This window comes from Hymenobacter tibetensis (assembly GCF_022827545.1).
Taxonomy (GTDB): domain Bacteria; phylum Bacteroidota; class Bacteroidia; order Cytophagales; family Hymenobacteraceae; genus Hymenobacter; species Hymenobacter tibetensis.
This window is the reverse complement of sequence record NZ_CP094669.1, coordinates 817,878-836,171: the sequence shown is the minus strand read 5'-3', so window position 1 is coordinate 836,171 and position 18,294 is coordinate 817,878. Positions and strand designations below refer to the sequence as shown.

The window sequence follows — 18,294 nt, the reverse complement described above, 5'->3', positions numbered from 1 at the left end:
GTAATTGCGGCACCCTGCCTTCGCGCAGAACGCCTAGGCGGCTTCCAACACGCTGGCGTCGTTGTGCGCCGGCGAGTTGACGCGCGTCGTGACGGCGTAGGCCCGCATTAGGTCGGCGGGGTACGGGTGTAGCAGCGCCTGATGGTCCGCTAAGCTCACGGTGTCGTCCAGCCAAGCCAACTCGGCTTCCCGGCCTTGCAGCATCACGGGCATGCGGTTATGAATGGGCGCCATCAGCTCGTTGGGGTCGGTGGTGATGATGGTGAACGTGGGGCGTACCTCGCCGGTAGCTTTGTCCAGCCATTCGTCCCACAGGCCCGCAAAGGCAAACGGCTCCTCGTTGCGCAGCAGAATGCGGTGCGGCACTTTGCCTTGAGCCGTCACCTGCCACTCATAAAAACTGTCGGCGGGCACGAGGCAACGGCGGCGCTGGAGCAGCTGCCGAAACGACGGCTTTTCGGGCAGGGTTTCGGCGCGGGCGTTGATAGGTTTGGGCGCCGCTTTCAGGTCCTTCACCCAGCCTGGAATCAGGCCCCATTGCAGTAGCTGAATCTGGCCGGGCTCGGTGTTGAGAATGACGGGCAGGCGCTGCGACGGTGCCGCGTTGTAGTTGGGGTCGGCATCTGCCTTAAACGAAGCGTCAAAGCGCTTTTCAAGTACTGGTTTGGGAGCAAGGGTGGTATAGCGGCCGCACATACTACAAGGTAAGGAAAGGTGGAACAGAGCACTGGAAAGGTGCTTACTCCTAACGCTGGCAGCGGAATGAGGGTTCTATCCGCATTAGCCTTAGGTCGGTTTGTTGGAGGCTATTTCCTGCCTGGTTTCTACGCAACTGCGTACAACCCAGCCAACCAACTGCGCTGCATTATGTCTGAGGCCCCCAGAAAACCAGAACTGCCTGCTTGGGTCTTCCTGCTACTACGCTTGGCGTCGGTGGCCTTGGTGGCGGCAGCCGCCTGGCTTGCCGTGAAGTGCACCTGATGCAGCCCGCCTAGTGGGTAGCAAGGGATGTAGAAACGTTTATCTGGCGGCTCGTTGGTACTTAAACTGGCAGTGGTCTTGCCCCTCCCGGCACTTACTGCTTGGGAAAAAGGCAACCAGTTGTGGTAGCTCCACCATAACCTAAGGCCGAGAAGTAGCGCTACACTCTAGCCCACCTATTCCTCTCTTTATGGCAACCACCAAGCTGCGCGGCAACGACCTGCGCAAGATCGGCTACCCCGAAGGCCGCGCCATCAACCTGGCATTGGACATTCTGGAAGACCGGCAACTCAAAAAGCTGGACAAAGGCAGTGCCCTTGCTACCCTGCAAAAAATCAAGGAAGACCCCTACGCCTACCTGCGCGACTCACTGTGGCGGGAACTGGCCAAAGAGTTTGTGCCCGACCCCAGCCGCAGCACCGAGCTTAACCCGGAAATAAAAGACTACCGCCGCTACGGCGAAGCCTACATTGAAGACGGTGCCCGCAAGCAGATGGATACGGCCATGAAGCTGCCCGTCACGCTGGATGGCGCCCTTATGCCCGATGCCCACCAAGGCTACGGCCTGCCCATTGGGGGCGTACTGGCCGTTGACAATGCCGTAATTCCCTACGGCGTGGGCATGGATATCGGGTGCCGCATGGCCTTGTCGGTGTTCGACTTGCCGGCGCACTATCTAGAGCAACGTACGCAGGAGTTGAAAAAGCTGCTGCACAACCACACCCGCTTCGGAGCCAAGGAAGTGTTCAAGAACCCTGCCCAGGACCCTATACTAGACCGGCCCGAGTTCAAAGAAATTGCCGTGGTGCGGGGCAAACGCGAAGCGGCCATCAACCAGCTGGGCTCGTCGGGTTCCGGCAACCACTTTGTGGAGTGGGGCATCGTGGACATCACCACCGAGGAAAACGACTTGAATGTACCGGTTGGCAAGTACTTGGGCTTGCTTTCGCACAGCGGGTCGCGGGGACTGGGGGCGGCCATTGCGCAGCACTACACCAAAATAGCCATGAGCAAGTGCCCCCTCCCCCCCGAAGCACGCTACCTGGCCTGGCTGGACCTCGACTCCCAAGAAGGCCAGGAGTACTGGCGGGCCATGAACCTGGCCGGCGACTACGCCTCAGCCTGCCACCACGACATTCATCGCCGCCTGAGCTTAGCGCTAGGTGAGAAACCGGTGGCTAAGGTGGAAAATCACCACAATTTCGCCTGGAAAGAAACCTTGCCTGATGGCCGCGAAGCCGTTGTGCATCGCAAAGGCGCCACCCCAGCCGGAAAAGGCGTGCTCGGCGTTATTCCAGGCTCCATGACGGCACCGGGTTTCATTGTGCGCGGCCGAGGTGAGCAGGATTCCATTCAGTCGGCGTCGCACGGTGCTGGGCGCCGCATGTCCCGAACGGAGGCCAAGAAGAACATTTCGGAGGGCGACCTTCGCCGCCACCTGCGCGACAAAGGCATCGAGCTGATTGGGGGTGGCCTCGATGAAGCGCCGATGGCCTACAAGGACATTCATCAGGTAATGGCCCATCAGCGCGACTTGGTGGATGTGCTAGGTTCGTTTACACCGCGCATAGTGCGCATGGATGCCGGGGGCGGAGGCAAAAGCAAATACGGCGGGGAGTAACGCCTTGGCGACGCTCACCTCGCACTACTCCAGGGGTGGCTGCGCCCCTAGCAATTGCTGTAGCTGCCGGGCATTCACTACCCCAGCCCCGCCAATACCGTTGTTGAAATACACGAAGGCTTCCTGCACGCGGGGCTCCACCTCTAGGTCGTGGGCCACGCGCTTCAGGAAGTCTTCGCTGTACAGGGAGGTGTAGAGTTCGGGCACGCCGTGAAAGCGGTAGTACACCTGGGGCGTGTTGACAACTACCTCGTCGGGCAGGGCCGCGGGGTAGCTCTGCCCCACGAAGCTGATGCCGTGCTGTCCTAGTTCCCGCATAATCTCGCCTTCCCACCAGCTAGGGTGCCGAAACTCCAGCACGTTGTGGAAGCTCGGGTCGAGGTGCTCCAGAATGCGGCCGAGCAGTTCTTTGGTGTACGCCGCTTTGGGTGGCAGCTGAAACAAAATGGGCCCGAGTTTCTCGCGCAAGCCCTCTTGCACTACGCCGTAGAAATCGGCCAGTACGGGGCCTGCTTCGGCGTTGAACTTCTTGTAGTGCGTCACGATGCGCGGCGCTTTCACCGCAAACCGGAAGTCGGCGGGACTTTGCGTGTACCACGTTTCAAACACCTTCAGCTCTGGCATGCGGTAGAAGGTCACGTTCACTTCCAGCGTGTTGAACTGGGTGCAGTAGTAGGCAAACCACTTGCGCGGTGGCAAGCCGTCGGGGTACAAGATGCCCTTCCAGTCGCGGTAGGAAAAGCCAGAGCAGCCGATGTAATACGTAGGCATAAGAAGCCGATTGGTTTCGCTGCTTCTTACGAAAATTCCGCTATAGCGTCAGTCAACCGACGATAAGGCCTCGTTTTCAGAGTAGCTACTGGGTTTCTCGGGGCCCAAGAAGCCACCCAATAGAATGCTGTCATTCCGACACAGGAGGAATTTGAGTGCATTCGTTGAATGGCTTGATTCGAATTCCTCCTGCGTCGGAATGAATGATAGGGCTACTAGTAGCCTGCTAGAGCATGGAGACTGTGTGTAGAAAGCTCGTTATGCTGGGTTTTTATCTAAGGCGCACTCTTTTTCGGCAACTGTTCATCTATTCTAGCACTTGGTTTAGGCTTGCGTGCTAGCAGCCACTTGTACGCCTCATCGGCGGCAAAATAGCAGACACATCAGACACTCAGTAAATGCCACCTAGCAACCGTAGCATCAAGGCTTCTACCCGCCATTATTCCTTGGCTATTTCTCGATAAATCATCTGTTTATCAGTATATTACTCTTATCCCATCCACTCTAATCCTTTTTAGCTATGAACGACCAAACCGCCCTGATTACTGGCGCATCCAGTGGCATCGGCTTCGAGTTGGCCCGCTGTTTTGCGCGCGACGATTACCGCGTGGTGCTGGTAGCCCGCCACCACGACGAATTGCAGGAGGCAGCCCGCCTGATTCACCAGGAGTTCCAAGGCGTCGACGTGGTATTGCTGCCCTTCGACCTTAGCCGCCCCGATACGGCCGAGCGACTGTACGCTGCCACCACGCAGCGCGGCCTGACCATTGACGCGCTGGTTAATGATGCGGGCTTCGGCGAAACTGGTTATTTCACTGACACCGCAATGCAGACCGAGCTCGACATGATTCAAGTCAATGCCACTTCTCTCGTGCACCTAACCAAGCTGTATTTGCGCGACATGGTGGAGCGCAACTCAGGCCGTATTCTGCAAGTCGGTTCCATTGCTTCCTTCTCACCTAGCCCCTGCCAGGCAGTGTACGCCGCTACCAAGGCCTTCGTACTCAGTTTTGCCGAGGCCGTGCAGCACGAGTTAAAGCAGCAAAAATCGGCCGTCACCATGACCATCCTCTGCCCGCCGCCTACTGCTACCAACTTCTTCCATGTGGCCCACGCCGAAAACACCCGGGCTGCCAGTCACACCGTTTCGGCCCGCGACGTAGCCGAAGAAGGCTACGATGCCCTGATGGACGGTGCGGCTCGTTCCCTACCCACCCTCGGCGCGAAAGTCAACTTCTTCTCCAGCCTGCTCCTCCCCGATTCAGTGCTGGCCACGCTCATGAACACCCAACTGCATCCGGTTGGCAAATAAGCAGCCTCGCTACAGCGGCCAACGCCTCCCAGCAACTGAAAGCTGGGAGGCATTGTGCGGTACGGTGGTAAGCTAACACGCTTCGGCGTGCGAAGGCCTTGATTATGCCCGTTTCAACCCCAGGCGCTCTACGGTTTCGCCCTCGAAGTCGAACTCGATAAGTATCGCCGGCTCCTCTCCTATCACCCAGCCGTCGTGGCCGGGCGCAATGGCTACCACCTGCGGGGCTACGTACTCTTCTTGCGTACCATCGGCATACTGAATACCTAGCTTGCCGGCGGCCAGAAACCCAACGTGGGCATGTTGGCATAGCTCCGTTCCAATCACCGGCTTCAAGTCTTTCGACCACCGGAAGCCCACTGGGTATACCACCCGCTTCACCCGCGAATTACCGGTGCGTACTACGTCAACCTGCACGCCACCTACTTCGCGGCGGGTGGCATCTTTCAAAGGGCCTAAAAGGGTAGCGGTGTCCATAAGTTGGGCTGGGTTGAGAGTGACCGGATAAGCATCTGGCTGAATATAGACAATCCGTAGAACACTCTCCCACGGATCTTATCAAGCACAGCAATGCACCGCCGCCAGTTCTCCTGTTTAGGCGGGCCTTCCTGCTGCGCACCTTAAGGTAGCACGTAGGCCGGCGGAGCGGTTCCGTTGCCCGCCGGCAACCTTGTGCTCTGGGTCCTGGGTATTACAGTCGCCCCCAACCACCACCACAGTACGCTGCTTGCGGTATCGAACGACGTGCCTTTCCTGAAGCAGCCAGGCGAGAGACAAACCATGCGGCGGGGGTAGCTTTCTGTAAGGCTGATAGATAGGAGAAATAAAATTCATTGAAAACTACTTGTTTACTTTGAGAAACAAAGTACTTTTGAGTACGTAAACAAGCAGACTGAACTCCACTCAAGAAGCAGCAGGCTATTACCATGAATAGCACGGAAAAAGCAAGTAACAGCCAGACTCGCAAGCGGCAGGTTATAGCTGGTATTGTGCTTATTCTGGCGGTGGTGGCTCTGCTGGTTTTTCCAAAGTGGAAGTCGGCCATCAACAACGGTGGGCAGCTGCCTCGGCAACCGTTCCGCATTGCGGGCAACCTTTACTACGTGGGCTCCCGCGACGTCACGTCCTTTCTGCTCACCGGCCCCGAAGGCCACGTGCTCCTGGATGGCGGCTACCCCGGAACCGCCCCAATGATCCTAAAGAACATTGCGACCCTCGGATTTCGCATCACCGACGTGAAAATCCTCCTTAACTCGCATGCGCACTTCGACCATGCTGGGGGCCTGGCAGTATTGCAGCAAGCATCCGGGGCGCAGTTGTGGGTGAGTAAAGAAGATGCCGACTTGCTTTCGTCGGGAGGGGTTAGCTACCGGAACATGGGCCCAGTGAACTGGCTGATCTACAGCGGCCTTTTGCGCTACCCTGCGCCCCGCATCGACCACCAGTTCAAGGACGGTGCGCAAATTAGCCTAGGGCCTATCCGCCTCACAGCGCACGTAACGGCAGGCCACACACCAGGTTGCACCACCTGGGCATTTCCGGTCCGGGATGGCAACCGGAAGTTGCTGGCGGTTAGCGTTGGAAGTTTGTCGTTGCCCATGCCCACTTCCCTATTCAATTGGAAATACGACGCAACGCTGCGGCGCGAGCTAGAGCGAAGCTTTGCAACGCTCCGGAGTCTTCCGACCGACATCTACCTTTCCTCCCATGCGCGCCCGTTCAGTTTGAAGCGCAAGTTCGAGGAACGCACTACGGCACAGGACCCGGTAACCCCATTTATTGATCGGAAAGGGTATCTGGAGGACATAAGGAAAGCGGAAGCGCAGTATCGCAAAACACTCGAGGAACAGCAGTGAACCCGCTAGCCGCCTGCTGGTAGCGAAGCCACCTGAACGCAACAACTCCCCTGACTATAACGCACCAATTAATAGCTATATAAAATGAAAGCCGAAGTCTTAAACAACTTAGATAATCCCCGTCAGCTCGAAAAGCTATACCGGGAAAACAAGGTCGGTTTCAAAAGAGAGTTCAACTTGGTTTATCCTGAAATCAAGGAAAACACAGTTGCTAAATTTTGGAACGAAAGACTAAATTTCGAAAACGAAGGAATCTCCTGGGGCAGTAAAAACGAGTTGTTATTTGTCGTAATAGCGTCCTGTATTGCCGGGCTTGTTGCGAAGTTCCCACAATTCTTGAATATCAATGAAGAATATTTCTACCCAAGAAATATTGCATTTATATTTTTTCCTTTACTCGTAGTCTACTTCAATTGGAAGCGCAATATTCAAACGAATAAAATTATAGTTACTGCACTAGCCATTTTAGCTTCTATCATCTACATCAATCTATTACCAAACAACCACAAAAGTGACACCCTGACCCTAGCTTGTATTCACCTACCCTTATTGCTATGGGCTATTTTAGGTTTCTCCTACGTAGGCGGCAACCTAACCAGCCCCCAAAAACGCCTAGATTTCCTCAGGTACAACGGCGACTTGGTAGTAATGACTACCATCATACTAATTGCTGGTGGGTTAATGAGCGCCATTACAATGGGCTTATTTGAGCTTATTGGTCTTAATATAGGAAAATTTTATTTCGAATACATTGTGGTATGGGGCCTTGCAGCCGCCCCTATTGTAGGCACGTATCTGGTGCAGACGAACCCTCAGCTAGTAAGCAAAGTCTCGCCGGTAATTGCCAAGGTATTTACCCCCTTGGTATTGACGATGCTGGTGATTTATCTGGCGGCGGTAGTCTACACAGGCAAAGACCCCTATAACGACAGAGAATTTCTCTTAATTTTTAATGTACTCCTAATTGGCGTAATGGCCATCGTATTATTCTCGATTGTTGAAACATCAAAAAACTCTAGTAACAAGATTGAAGTGCTGATGCTCCTTGGCCTTTCAACCGTTACGATAGTTATAAACAGTATTGCACTTTCAGCTATTCTATTCAGGATTTCAGAATGGGGAATCACACCAAATAGGCTTGCAGTTCTAGGCGGTAACATCCTTATTTTAACAAACCTCTTACTTGTAACTTACAAATTATATAAAACGGTAAGAAATAGAAACGAAATTGAAAACGTTGAAATTAGTATAGTTTCCTTCTTGCCTATTTACGCTTCATGGACAACCTTGGTAATATTTATTTTTCCCTTGCTCTTTAGTTTCAAATAATAAGACCTCGGCAATACGTTCTAGCAACGTATTTACTTGAAGACTTGGCTGCATCCTTTATTAGTGGTATTAAATAGAACTAGTAATACAAAAAGAGAAACGGCCTTACAAAGAGCTTGGAACCGGTAAGTCCGCTAGCTGCACTATTGGAAATACAGCAGTAGTCTTGAAGTCAGCACTGCTGACAATACTGACTCAGTATTCCACGGCCAGCCCTAACGGCTAGGTGGGGCAAAATACTAGCGTGAATTGCCCAAGCAACTGCACAAGAAGCAAATCAGCTGGCAGGCGTAGCCCCAATACTCTACTCACTAAACAACTATCTGTAAGAAAGTTAATGACACTAAAATAAACAGTACACATTAACTTTGAAATACAAAGTTCTTTCACATACTTTGTATCGTTCGCTCTCCCAACCAAGCGGCCACCACTGGAGAAAGCCGTTCCGAAGCTTACCTGTTCACAGTAGACTAGTATATGGCTACCACTAGGCCCGTGCCTTCTGTCACCATCGATTCTGATACGTTTTTCTTCACTCTCGACCTCAAACCTTTACCGTCATGGCCCTCAACAAAAGCATTCTTCGTCTACTACTTGCCATAGCCCTTCTCCTCCTTATTCCTCTAGCAGCCATGCAGTTCAACACCGGAGTTAACTGGAGCGTATCGGATTTTGTAATTGCTGGTATCCTGCTGCTTGGCACGGGGTTAGCGTATCTGCTGGTAGCGAGTAAGGCCCGTAATGGCGCGTACAAATTGGCTGCCGGCGTAGCGGTGGCAGCGTCCCTGATGCTCGTATGGGGCAACTTGGCCGTGGGGTTTATTGGCAACGAGGAAAATCCGGCCAACCTGCTATATGGTGGGGTGCTGGCTGTCGGGTTCATTGGGGCCATTGTGGCGCAACTCCGGCCGCTAGGAATGGCGCGCGCCATGTCGGCGGCAGCTCTTACCCAGTTTGCAGTTCCTTTCGTGGCGATGGCCATTTGGCGACCGGAGCTTAATAAAGGCGTAGTGTTGGTACTTGTGCTGAACACCATCTTCGCCGGGCTGTGGGTGGCATCGGCGCTGTTGTTCCGCCGTGCCAGCCTTACCGGTTCCAGCCAGAACCAGCAACTGGCATAAGTTTCGAGACAGTCAGTTCCTTAGCCCTATATCAACTATCATTCTAAGAGCTACGGCTCGGTGCCCAACAGCATTACGTGCTTTCGGGCGCTGAACTGTAGCTCTTGGTGCTTTACCCACTACCCGCTTCACTAGGGCACCGGCCTGCGCCGAAGCTGTTGAAGAAACGGAGGCTTTCCATATTTTGCCGGTGGCTGCAACGTAAGTAGTTTACTTGCTGTAGATAAGATTCACCCACGAAACAATCCTCACCAGCAAGTGGTCTTAGCACGAATGAAGCTCTTTGCAAAAAGCGCCTCGCCTACCACTCGCCCATCTTATTTGCTTATGAACATTGGAATCATTGGGGCCGGCCATATCGGCAGCGCCCTGGCCGTCCGGCTCACCAGCCTCGGCCACTCGGTTTACATTGCCAACTCCCGCGGCCCCGAAACCCTAACGGACCTAGCCGAAAAAACCGGCGCTACCCCCGTCACGGCCAAGGAAGCGGCCCGCCACGGCGAAATCATTGTGGTAACCATTCCACTGAATAAAATCCCTGACCTGCCCAAAGACTTGTTCGAAGGCGTGCCCGCCAGCGTACCAGTCATTGACACGAGCAACTACTACCCCCTGTTGCGCGACGGCCAAATTCCGGAGCTGGAAAGCGGCGAGTTAACCGAAAGCGAATGGGTGCAGCAGCACCTGGGCCGCCCGGTGCTGAAAGTGTTCAACAACATCTTCGCCGCCAACCTTGAAAACAACGGCCAACCCGCCGGCACGCCCGACCGCATTGCACTATTGGTGGCTGGCGACGATGCCGCTGCCAAGCAGCAAGCAATGGCCCTCGTCGAGGAACTAGGCTTTGACGCCTTGGACGGCGGTAGCCTGCACGAGTCATGGCGCCAGCAACCAGGCTCGCCGCTGTACTGCACCGATTTACCGGCTGCCGAAGTACAGCAGCATTTAGCTAGCCTTGGTACTGAGTACACGCCCGCGCAGCACGTTCAATTCGCAGCCAACCAAGCCGCGTCAGAAAAACAATTGCAGGCGCAAGGCGTCAAGCTGTAAGGACAACCGTCCAACCATTAACCGGTTGCTTTACGCCTAAATGAAAGAGCCCTGGCAATTGCCAGGGCTCTTTCATTTAGGCCTATTCAATAGAAGAGCATTACCAAGTGCCCGGACTGTTTTAAGCGTTGCGTGAGCGAAACCGCGGCTACAATGTAACATCATTGGTATGGGGGATATTCTTGACTTTTCTAGTTAACAAGAAAACCTTCCCACCCGCTACAGTAGCTTCCAAAAAACGCTGCAGCTAACAGCAACCTGGAGTATCATACTCTAACTAGTTTTTCCTTTGCCGTTCTGGTTGCTGCCGAGCTTGCTCTTGCATAGCTTGTTGCTTCACAGCTATGGAAACACTTATATCGTATGGATGGACACTAGATACATACTCACATTAGAATAGAAGTTTTATTTTTTCATATAAACAGACCTAAAAAGTGAAAATTAGCGAAGCATTCAACTTAAATAGGACACAATCAGAATTAGATTTTGTTGACATAGATATTTCCGGTGACTTACCATTATTTCTCGATCCTTTCTTTTTAGGTTTAAGAAAAGACAAATGGTCTATTGAGTCTACACTAATTTTAAGAAGCTTTTTTCAAGAGGTAATTAATAGAATTCGTGACAATCAAATAGATGAGGCAAAATTACTCTTTGAGCACCTCGAAGAACCTAACACTACATGCCTTGGTATGTCACAAGGACAACCAAAGGGCAGAGGAGTAGGCCCTTCAAACGCTGATGATGTTTTTGACAATATTATAGGTAGCCAAGCTATTCAGACTGGGCTTCTACAAGACTTAGAAGACACTGTGTTATTCGTTCGGAATTTTGGCAAGGATAAGCTGTCTGATATGACAACTAACATTATTAAGAAACAACTTATAATTTATACACAAACCCAATGCCGCTTGCATGGCATCATAATGCGTCAAGATGTACCCACTGGATTCTATTGGAGTAGACAAAACATGAGGTGGGAACAAGAATTAGATGAAATGCTAGTGGTTAGGGGCAGGGTTATTTTACTGGTGCCTAAGGGAATAGTATCTTTCAGTAAAAAATACACCGCTGAGCAGTATTACAATAAGTTTATTCTCGAGTTCATGCAGAATGAGCATTTAACAATGAATTCAGCTCTGGTACAAGAGCGAAAGAATGGGGTAAGATTCGTCACTAAGAAGTCAATCAAAGAGCAAAATCCCTTTTCAAAAGACTTCTTAGCGGACTTTACACGAAGACACGGTACCGTTTTAGGGAATTTTAAACTTAGCACAAAGGATGAGTCTCTTACAAATCAGGAATTACCCAGCTCGATAGGAACTGATGTAAATGAAATTAAAAATCGTCTTATAAATGAATTAAATTCCATTGAATCTGGAAATAATGGTGCCACGAAATTTCACAGGCTAATTACTGCTGTGCTTGAGTTTCTTTTTTATCCAAAATTGTTGTATCCAACATTAGAAAGGGAAATACACGATGGAAGAAAACGCATTGATTTAACGTTTGATAATGCTGCTGAAAGCGGAATATTTTTTCGATTAGGTGAAAATATGCACTTGCATTGTCCATATATTATGATAGAGTGCAAGAATTATACTGCTGACCTAAGTAATCCTGAATTTGACCAACTTTCAGGACGATTTTCTCCAGGAAGAGGTAGAGTTGGCTTCTTAATATGCAGGACAGTATCCAATAGTGAAGTATTTATTGATAGAGCAAGGGACACGTACAGAGACAATAGAGGACTTATCGTGCCTTTGGTAGATTCTGATATAATTACTATGCTTAACAATTATGATAATTGGAATGACAATTTTATCGATAGTTTCTTATCAGACAAGATTCGGCAGATTGCTATAAACTGAAATTTTGGCTTGATTATCCAATAACGCTTAATCTATTTCCGCCAAAAAGTCAGTAAAAACTCTTCTGCACCCCATTTGCTAGGCACTCGTAGAACTTCCTAACCCGGAGGACCTACCTAGATCTTAGCAGCCATGAACTTTAATAACTATACCATCAAGGCACAGGAGGCCGTGCAGAAGGCCACTGAAATTGCCGGGGGCAACCAGCAGCAGGCCATCGAAACGGGCCACCTGCTGAAGGGCCTCTTCCAGAGCGACGAAAATGTGCTGTCGTTTCTGGCTAAGAAGCTGGGTGTGAACCTGAACATTCTCACGCCCCGCCTCGATGCCATCGTAACGGGCTACCCCAAAGTAAGTGGCGGTTCGCCGTACCTCTCCAACGAAGCGGCCGCCGCTCTGCAGCGCGCTACCGGCTTCCTGAAAGAGTTTGACGATGAGTATGTGTCGGTGGAACACCTGCTACTGGGATTGCTGGGCGGCAAAGATGCCGTAGCTACCCTGATGAAGGATGCCGGCTTCAACGAGAAAGACTTAAAAGCGGCTATTAAGGAGCTGCGCGGGGGCCGCAAGGTGACCAGCCAGACTGCCGAAGACCAATACCAGAGCCTCAACCGCTACGCCCGCAACCTCAACGAGCAAGTGCGCACCGGCAAGATGGACCCGGTAATCGGCCGCGACGAAGAAATCCGCCGCGTACTCCAGATTCTGAGCCGCCGTACCAAGAACAACCCGGTCCTGCTCGGTGAGCCGGGCGTTGGTAAAACCGCCATTGTCGAGGGTCTGGCCCAACGCATTGTGGCCGGCGACGTGCCCGAAAACCTCAAGGACAAAGTCATTATGTCGCTGGACATGGGCTTGCTCATTGCCGGCGCCAAGTACAAGGGCGAATTCGAGGAGCGCCTCAAGTCCGTCATCAAAGAAGTAACCGATTCGGAAGGCCAGATCATTTTGTTCATCGACGAGATGCACACGCTGATCGGCGCTGGGGCGGGCGGCGAGGGCGCTATGGACGCCGCCAACCTGCTCAAGCCGGCTCTGGCTCGCGGTGAGTTGCACTCCATCGGCGCTACCACCCTCAAGGAGTATCAGAAGTACATCGAGAAGGACAAGGCGTTGGAGCGTCGTTTCCAGGCGGTGATGGTAGATGAGCCGACCATAGAGGACGCCATCAGCATCATGCGCGGCATCAAGGAGAAATACGAGCTGCACCACGGCGTGCGCATTACTGATGACGCTGTAATTGCGGCCGTAGAGCTTAGTTCGCGTTACATCACCGACCGGTTCCTGCCCGATAAGGCCATTGACTTGATGGACGAAGCCGCCGCCAAGCTGCGCATCGAGTTGAACTCCATGCCCGTGGAGCTCGACGAAGTGCAGCGCCGCATCATGCAGCTGGAAATCGAGCGCGAAGCCATCCGCCGCGAGGAGAACGTGGACCGGGAGAACGTGCTCAACAAGGACATTGCCGACCTCTCCAGCCAGCGCGACGCCTTAAAGGCGCAGTGGGAAAACGAGAAGTCAGTGCTGACCAACATCCAAGAGCAGAAGGAAGCCATTGAGCGCTTCAAGGTGGAAGCCGAACAAGCCGAACGCCAAGGCGACTACGGCCGCGTGGCGGAGCTGCGCTACGGCAAAATCCAGGAAGCCGAAGCCAAGCTGAAAACCTTGCAGGACGAAGCTAACGCCAACAAAGACGGAGGCCACATGCTGCAAGAGGTAGTAACCCACGAGGACATTGCCGAGGTAGTAGCCAAGTGGACCGGCATTCCGGTAAGCAAGATGCTGCAGTCGGACCGCGAGAAGCTGCTGAATCTGGAGCAAGAGTTAGGCAAGCGCGTAGCCGGCCAGACGGAAGCCATTGGCGCTATTTCCGATGCCGTGCGCCGTTCGCGGGCTGGTTTGCAAGACCCAAAGCGCCCGATTGGCTCATTTATCTTCCTAGGTACAACTGGTGTAGGTAAAACCGAGCTGGCCAAGGCCTTGGCCGAGTACTTGTTCAACGATGAGAACAGCATGGTGCGCATCGACATGAGTGAGTACCAGGAGCGCCACGCCGTGTCGCGCCTGATTGGAGCGCCTCCGGGCTACGTGGGTTACGACGAAGGTGGTCAGCTGACGGAAGCCGTGCGCCGCAAGCCGTACTCGGTGATTCTGCTCGACGAAATCGAGAAGGCCCACCCCGATGTGTTCAACATCTTGCTGCAAGTGCTAGATGATGGCCGCCTCACCGACAACAAAGGCCGGGTGGCGAACTTCAAGAACACCATCATCATCATGACCTCCAACACGGGTGCCGACATTATTCAGCGCAATTTCAAAGAGCTGAACGAGTACAACCACGACGAAGTGGTGGACCGCACCCGCGAGGAAGTAATAGAGCGCCTGAAAGGCCACATGCGCCCCGAGTTCCTGAACCGCATCGATGAAATCGTGATGTTCCAGCCGCTCAAGCGTCGCGAGATTCGCAAGATTGTGGACATCCAGTTCCGGCAGATTCAGCAGCGCCTGGAAGAAGCCGGAATCCGTCTGGAAGCCACCGATGAGGTACTCGACTTCCTCGGCGAGCAAGGCTTCGACCCGCAGTTCGGTGCTCGCCCCTTGAAGCGTGTATTGCAACGCCTGGTACTGAATGAGTTGTCGAAGGACATCTTGTCGGGCCGCGTGAGCAAGGACGCCGTGGTGGAAGCCGTGCTCGAAGACGGGCAGATTCGCTTCCTGAACGTGGACGTGGAAATTCCAGGCGTGTAATTCAACCGTTCTGAAATTCTGATACCTGAAACGCCCTGTTAGTATTGCGCTAGCAGGGCGTTTTTCTTTTCTACCCCATACAACTGCTTATGAAAGACGTTAAACAGTTCCTTCGGATGGTTGGCTTGGTAGCTATGCTGTTGCTGGCGGCGGCGGGAGTTGGACTCACCGGAGCTGCTCCTATTCATCAGAAGCGCGAGCGGTTCATTGACACCGAACCCAAGACCGAGCAGGTAGACAAGAAGAGCACTCAGGAAGACAAACAACTTGGGCAAGAGTAGAAGGCGGTTGCGCTAACAACTGCCCTCACACAAAACAGCCCCGCCGGCATAGTGCCAGCGGGGCTGTTTTTTTGTGGCACTGCACCCAATCTGTTGCTTGAGCAGGGCCAAACGCAGACCTACCTGCGGCGGCGGGCAGCTTTGCGTTCCATTCTTGCGCGGTACGTACGCCCTGCTGCAATGTGCTTTTCCTTTAGTCGGGTCCGGATAGCTGGGGGCAATGGAGTACCGGCCAGGTAGCTGGCACGCAGCTCAGCAAACTTAGCGTCTGAATAGGGAGCATTATGCACGAACATGTACGTAACCCCGCCCGCCGCCAATAGCAAGCCCGCGGCTACTTGCCCTCCGGATGGCTCGTCGTTTTGGGATTGCACGTAAGACGGACCAGAGTTGCTGGTGGCAGTGGAACCAGTCATGATGCGCAATGCTGGCAACGCTAGCAGAATGGGCAACTGCCCACCAAGGCGCTTGGCATTGAAAAATCCTTGCACGGCATCGAGGGTATCTTGCTGGGCATCGGCTAGCACCTGCGCTGGAGTGGCAGCCATGATGCTGGGCGTAGAACTGCGCGGCGCAACCCCTTTAGCCAGTAATGGATTGTCTTCTGAAGCGGTACCATGCAGAGGCAAGAAGTTTCCCTTCAAACGCCGGCTGACACTAACTGGCAAGTGGCCAGTAGCAGCTAACTCCCGCAGTACGCGCCGCTCACGGCTTCGCCGGAACTGAATGCCCTTGTTTAGCCCAACGCCTACCAATGCGGAGCCAGCAACTACACCGGGCGTCCATACTCCGGCACTAGTAGACTGCTGAGCTGGCAAGATAGCGGCTAACATGCCTGCTGTACCCAACGCAAACCACCCAATGCCGCCTCCGCGGCGGCTCCGAAATAGCTCATGCACAGCCCGGGCAGTGTCTGCTCGGGTTAAAGGAGAGAGTGCAGTTGGAACGGGAACAGCTGCCGAGGCGGGAGAAGTTGGAGCAACAGGTTGTTGCGCAAAAGTGCTAGTGCCTATGCTCAAAGCGAGGCAGGTGATGAGTACTTGTTTTCTCATAACGATAGCGCATAGCAAAGATGGCTACTACGCGGTGTATTGAATAAGTAGAAAGAGGACAGAATTCAGATCAAATCTACTATATACTGTTGAGTTTATACTATTATGATTTAATTGTCCTATTTATTTAAGTATAGCACTTGTCCTGTGCAAGATCTTGTCAAAATCGAGCTGAACAACACGTAAGCAAAATCACGTAGGTTGCGCTCAGCAGCTGTTAAACGCATTAACAAGGGCTAACTACCGTAAGATGAGTGTAGTGGAGACCTGAACAGCAGTGTAAACCTGCCGGTTGATTACGAGTTTAGGAGTACTATTACGTCAGCAGATAGTGCCATTTTGGGTGCTTACTTCCTGTTGCTGTACGTATAGTGTAGCCGTCTGAATTCTCGTTCTTTAACTCTCGCTTCTATGTCCCACTCTTCCTCGTTCAACCAAACCAAGCGGTTTGCCTTGCCTCGTTTCGTTCGTTTAGCAGCTCTAGCGTTGGGTATAGCAGGATTGCTGCCTGGCTGCGTCGACGATGATGGCAATATTTCCTTTCCAGTTGCTCCTTCCCGCATCAGAGTAGCACAGGCGGGCGTGTCGCCTGAGGGCATACAGTACGATGAGCTGAACCGGCGCTTTCTGGTAAGCTCCCGCACCCGTGGCCGTATTGGCGCCGTGAAGGACGACAGCACGTACACCCAGTTTGCCGATGATGCGCGCCTAATTTCCACCATCGGGTTGAACCTCGACATCAGCCGCAACCGGTTGTTAGCAGCCGTGTCAGACAACGGGGCCAACACCACCCGCTCCACGCCCGCTACGTTGCGCCGGTTGGCCGCACTGGCTATTTTCAATGCTCGCAACGGCAGCCTCACCCGGTACGTGGATCTGGGCGCCCTACGGCCTGGCCAAAACCACTTCGCCAACGACATAACCGTTGATTTGCAAGGCAATGCCTACGTAACTGACAGCTCTTCGCCCATCATCTACAAAGTGGATTTGCAGGGCAATGCGTCGGTTTTCTTGGAAGACCCACAGTTAAGCGGAGGTACAGGCTTCGGACTGAACGGCATCGTTTTTCACCCAAGCGGCTACCTGCTAGTAGCGAAATCCAACGACGGCACCTTGTTTAAAGTCCCTATCAACAATCCGGGTGGCTTCTCCCGCGTGACTACCAACCAGAACTTGGTAGGAGCCGACGGGCTGTTGTTGTCCACCCCGCAAACCTTGCTGATTGTATCGGGCAGCCAAACCACCGTCTTCCGCTTGTCTAGCACCGACAACTGGGCCACTTCCAGTACCACCGGCACGTTTGCCACCGGCCCTGTTAGCCCCACTACCATCACGCGCCGCGGCCTAACCGATGCCTACGTATTGTATCCTTATCAGGCTACTTCCTCGTTCTTCGAGATTGTAAAGGCGCGCTTTTAAGCTCTGAAGTGGCTTTGTCTACGCCTCTGACGATGGAAGCCACACTGCACAGAAAAAGCCCCGTTGGTTGATACCAACGGGGCTTTTTCTGTGCGTTACTCCATAAGGCAGCAGCTGTTTACCACTCCGTTACACAAAGGCCTTGCTCCCACTATCGTAAGCCATTTGCTATGTTTGGCTCTGGCCTCCACGAAAGCTCAACACAAGTTAACCTTACCTGGCTTGTGTAGATTTGCGCTATGTCGGTATTTCAAACCTACCTCCAACTCGGCTTCTACCACATCTTCAACCTGCGGGCCCACGACCATATCGTGTTCCTGCTGGCGCTGTGCGCACCCTATGTACTGCGCGACTGGCGGCGGGTGGTGGCCCTAGTAACGAGTTTTACCATTGGCCACTCGCTCACGCTGGCGCTGGCCACTATGGGCGTTGTGCAGTACAGCCCCAAACTGATTGAGCTATTGATTCCGGTAACCATTCTGCTGACTTGTTTGCTCAACACCACAGAAATGGGCCGTACGGGCGAAAGGCTGCCTACCCGCCGACGGCCAGATCCTATAGTCCTCGCTTGGCCCAACTTAGTAGCAGCCGTGTTTGGGCTGATCCATGGGTTAGGTTTTTCCAGCTATCTACGTGAGTTGCTGGGCCGGCAGAGTCGGCCAGTGCTAGAACTTTTGGCGTTTAATGTGGGGGTTGAACTAGGGCAATTGCTTATTGTGGGCGTCATTCTACTGGTCGGCTTTGTTCTGCTGCGCATTTTCGGCGCGGCCCGCCGCGACTGGCTGCTGTTCGTAACTGGCGCCGCTGCTGGCATTGCCACGGTACTGCTGCTAGAGCAGTTGATGTCTTGACACGAGCGGCAGACAACGTGCTGTGCCAGTA

At 53.1% G+C, this 18,294-nt stretch carries 15 protein-coding genes; 11 read left to right on the top strand and 4 right to left on the bottom strand.

What is annotated here, in order from left to right:
- Positions 1-33: 33 nt before the first annotated feature.
- Positions 34-696 (bottom strand): SOS response-associated peptidase, encoded by a 663-nt coding sequence (locus MTX78_RS03445; protein WP_243799930.1) that lies wholly within the window; start codon positions 694-696, stop codon positions 34-36.
- Between the two features lie 475 nt (positions 697-1,171).
- Here MTX78_RS03445 and MTX78_RS03440 point away from each other — a divergent pair, with 475 nt between their 5' ends.
- Positions 1,172-2,602 (top strand): RtcB family protein, encoded by a 1,431-nt coding sequence (locus MTX78_RS03440; RefSeq protein ID WP_243799929.1) that lies wholly within the window; start codon positions 1,172-1,174, stop codon positions 2,600-2,602.
- Between the two features lie 24 nt (positions 2,603-2,626).
- Here MTX78_RS03440 and MTX78_RS03435 read toward each other — a convergent pair whose 3' ends face one another.
- On the bottom strand, positions 2,627-3,373 hold the full coding sequence (locus MTX78_RS03435; RefSeq protein ID WP_243799927.1) for a DUF72 domain-containing protein: 747 nt from the start codon (positions 3,371-3,373) through the stop codon (positions 2,627-2,629).
- Positions 3,374-3,893: 520 nt separating this feature from the next.
- Here MTX78_RS03435 and MTX78_RS03430 point away from each other — a divergent pair.
- On the top strand, positions 3,894-4,685 hold the full coding sequence (locus tag MTX78_RS03430) for an SDR family NAD(P)-dependent oxidoreductase (RefSeq protein WP_243799925.1): 792 nt from the start codon (positions 3,894-3,896) through the stop codon (positions 4,683-4,685).
- A gap of 102 nt (positions 4,686-4,787) precedes the next feature.
- Here the strand turns inward: MTX78_RS03430 and MTX78_RS03425 are convergent, their stop codons facing one another.
- The gene (locus tag MTX78_RS03425) at positions 4,788-5,162 is read right to left on the bottom strand and encodes a cupin domain-containing protein (RefSeq protein WP_243799923.1); all 375 of its coding nucleotides are present in this window, start codon (positions 5,160-5,162) and stop codon (positions 4,788-4,790) included.
- 449 nt (positions 5,163-5,611) lie between these two features.
- On the opposite strand from MTX78_RS03425, the gene bla reads away from it, so the two are divergent.
- The 7 genes from bla (at position 5,612) to MTX78_RS03390 (ending at position 14,941) form a co-directional block, all read left to right on the top strand.
- Positions 5,612-6,541, top strand: coding sequence for a subclass B3 metallo-beta-lactamase (gene bla / locus MTX78_RS03420; RefSeq protein WP_243799921.1), 930 nt, complete (start codon positions 5,612-5,614; stop codon positions 6,539-6,541).
- Positions 6,542-6,625: 84 nt separating this feature from the next.
- The gene (locus tag MTX78_RS03415; protein ID WP_243799920.1) at positions 6,626-7,870 is read left to right on the top strand and encodes a hypothetical protein; all 1,245 of its coding nucleotides are present in this window, start codon (positions 6,626-6,628) and stop codon (positions 7,868-7,870) included.
- Positions 7,871-8,502: 632 nt separating this feature from the next.
- On the top strand, positions 8,503-8,991 hold the full coding sequence (locus tag MTX78_RS03410) for a hypothetical protein (RefSeq protein ID WP_243799918.1): 489 nt from the start codon (positions 8,503-8,505) through the stop codon (positions 8,989-8,991).
- A 327-nt stretch (positions 8,992-9,318) separates the two neighbouring features.
- On the top strand, positions 9,319-10,041 hold the full coding sequence (locus MTX78_RS03405; RefSeq protein ID WP_243799916.1) for an NADPH-dependent F420 reductase: 723 nt from the start codon (positions 9,319-9,321) through the stop codon (positions 10,039-10,041).
- A 434-nt stretch (positions 10,042-10,475) separates the two neighbouring features.
- Positions 10,476-11,912 carry a hypothetical protein gene (locus tag MTX78_RS03400; RefSeq protein WP_243799914.1) on the top strand — a complete coding sequence of 479 codons (1,437 nt, stop codon included), beginning with the start codon at positions 10,476-10,478 and terminating at the stop codon, positions 11,910-11,912.
- Positions 11,913-12,044: 132 nt separating this feature from the next.
- Positions 12,045-14,660, top strand: coding sequence for an ATP-dependent chaperone ClpB (gene clpB, locus MTX78_RS03395; protein ID WP_243799912.1), 2,616 nt, complete (start codon positions 12,045-12,047; stop codon positions 14,658-14,660).
- An 89-nt stretch (positions 14,661-14,749) separates the two neighbouring features.
- Entirely contained in the window at positions 14,750-14,941 is a 192-nt protein-coding gene (locus MTX78_RS03390) for a hypothetical protein (protein WP_243799911.1), read from the top strand.
- Between the two features lie 119 nt (positions 14,942-15,060).
- Here MTX78_RS03390 and MTX78_RS03385 read toward each other — a convergent pair whose 3' ends face one another.
- Positions 15,061-15,840 (bottom strand): hypothetical protein, encoded by a 780-nt coding sequence (locus MTX78_RS03385; RefSeq protein WP_243799909.1) that lies wholly within the window; start codon positions 15,838-15,840, stop codon positions 15,061-15,063.
- Positions 15,841-16,404: 564 nt separating this feature from the next.
- On the opposite strand from MTX78_RS03385, the gene MTX78_RS03380 reads away from it, so the two are divergent.
- Positions 16,405-17,412, top strand: coding sequence for a gluconolaconase (locus MTX78_RS03380; protein ID WP_243799907.1), 1,008 nt, complete (start codon positions 16,405-16,407; stop codon positions 17,410-17,412).
- A 239-nt stretch (positions 17,413-17,651) separates the two neighbouring features.
- Entirely contained in the window at positions 17,652-18,263 is a 612-nt protein-coding gene (locus MTX78_RS03375; protein ID WP_243799905.1) for a HupE/UreJ family protein, read from the top strand.
- The last annotated feature ends 31 nt before the right edge of the window (positions 18,264-18,294 follow it).

What these genes read in the sequence shown, in the direction of transcription:
- MTX78_RS03410 (WP_243799918.1), top strand. Translation starts at nt 8,503, where the DNA reads ATGCAGTTCAACACCGGAGTTAACTGGAGCGTATCGGATTTTGTAATT.
- MTX78_RS03435 (WP_243799927.1), bottom strand. Translation starts at nt 3,373, where the DNA reads ATGCCTACGTATTACATCGGCTGCTCTGGCTTTTCCTACCGCGACTGG.
- clpB (WP_243799912.1), top strand. Translation starts at nt 12,045, where the DNA reads ATGAACTTTAATAACTATACCATCAAGGCACAGGAGGCCGTGCAGAAG.
- MTX78_RS03380 (WP_243799907.1), top strand. Translation starts at nt 16,405, where the DNA reads ATGTCCCACTCTTCCTCGTTCAACCAAACCAAGCGGTTTGCCTTGCCT.
- MTX78_RS03445 (WP_243799930.1), bottom strand. Translation starts at nt 696, where the DNA reads ATGTGCGGCCGCTATACCACCCTTGCTCCCAAACCAGTACTTGAAAAG.
- MTX78_RS03390 (WP_243799911.1), top strand. Translation starts at nt 14,750, where the DNA reads ATGAAAGACGTTAAACAGTTCCTTCGGATGGTTGGCTTGGTAGCTATG.
- MTX78_RS03405 (WP_243799916.1), top strand. Translation starts at nt 9,319, where the DNA reads ATGAACATTGGAATCATTGGGGCCGGCCATATCGGCAGCGCCCTGGCC.
- MTX78_RS03375 (WP_243799905.1), top strand. Translation starts at nt 17,652, where the DNA reads ATGTCGGTATTTCAAACCTACCTCCAACTCGGCTTCTACCACATCTTC.
- MTX78_RS03430 (WP_243799925.1), top strand. Translation starts at nt 3,894, where the DNA reads ATGAACGACCAAACCGCCCTGATTACTGGCGCATCCAGTGGCATCGGC.
- MTX78_RS03425 (WP_243799923.1), bottom strand. Translation starts at nt 5,162, where the DNA reads ATGGACACCGCTACCCTTTTAGGCCCTTTGAAAGATGCCACCCGCCGC.
- bla (WP_243799921.1), top strand. Translation starts at nt 5,612, where the DNA reads ATGAATAGCACGGAAAAAGCAAGTAACAGCCAGACTCGCAAGCGGCAG.
- MTX78_RS03415 (WP_243799920.1), top strand. Translation starts at nt 6,626, where the DNA reads ATGAAAGCCGAAGTCTTAAACAACTTAGATAATCCCCGTCAGCTCGAA.
- MTX78_RS03440 (WP_243799929.1), top strand. Translation starts at nt 1,172, where the DNA reads ATGGCAACCACCAAGCTGCGCGGCAACGACCTGCGCAAGATCGGCTAC.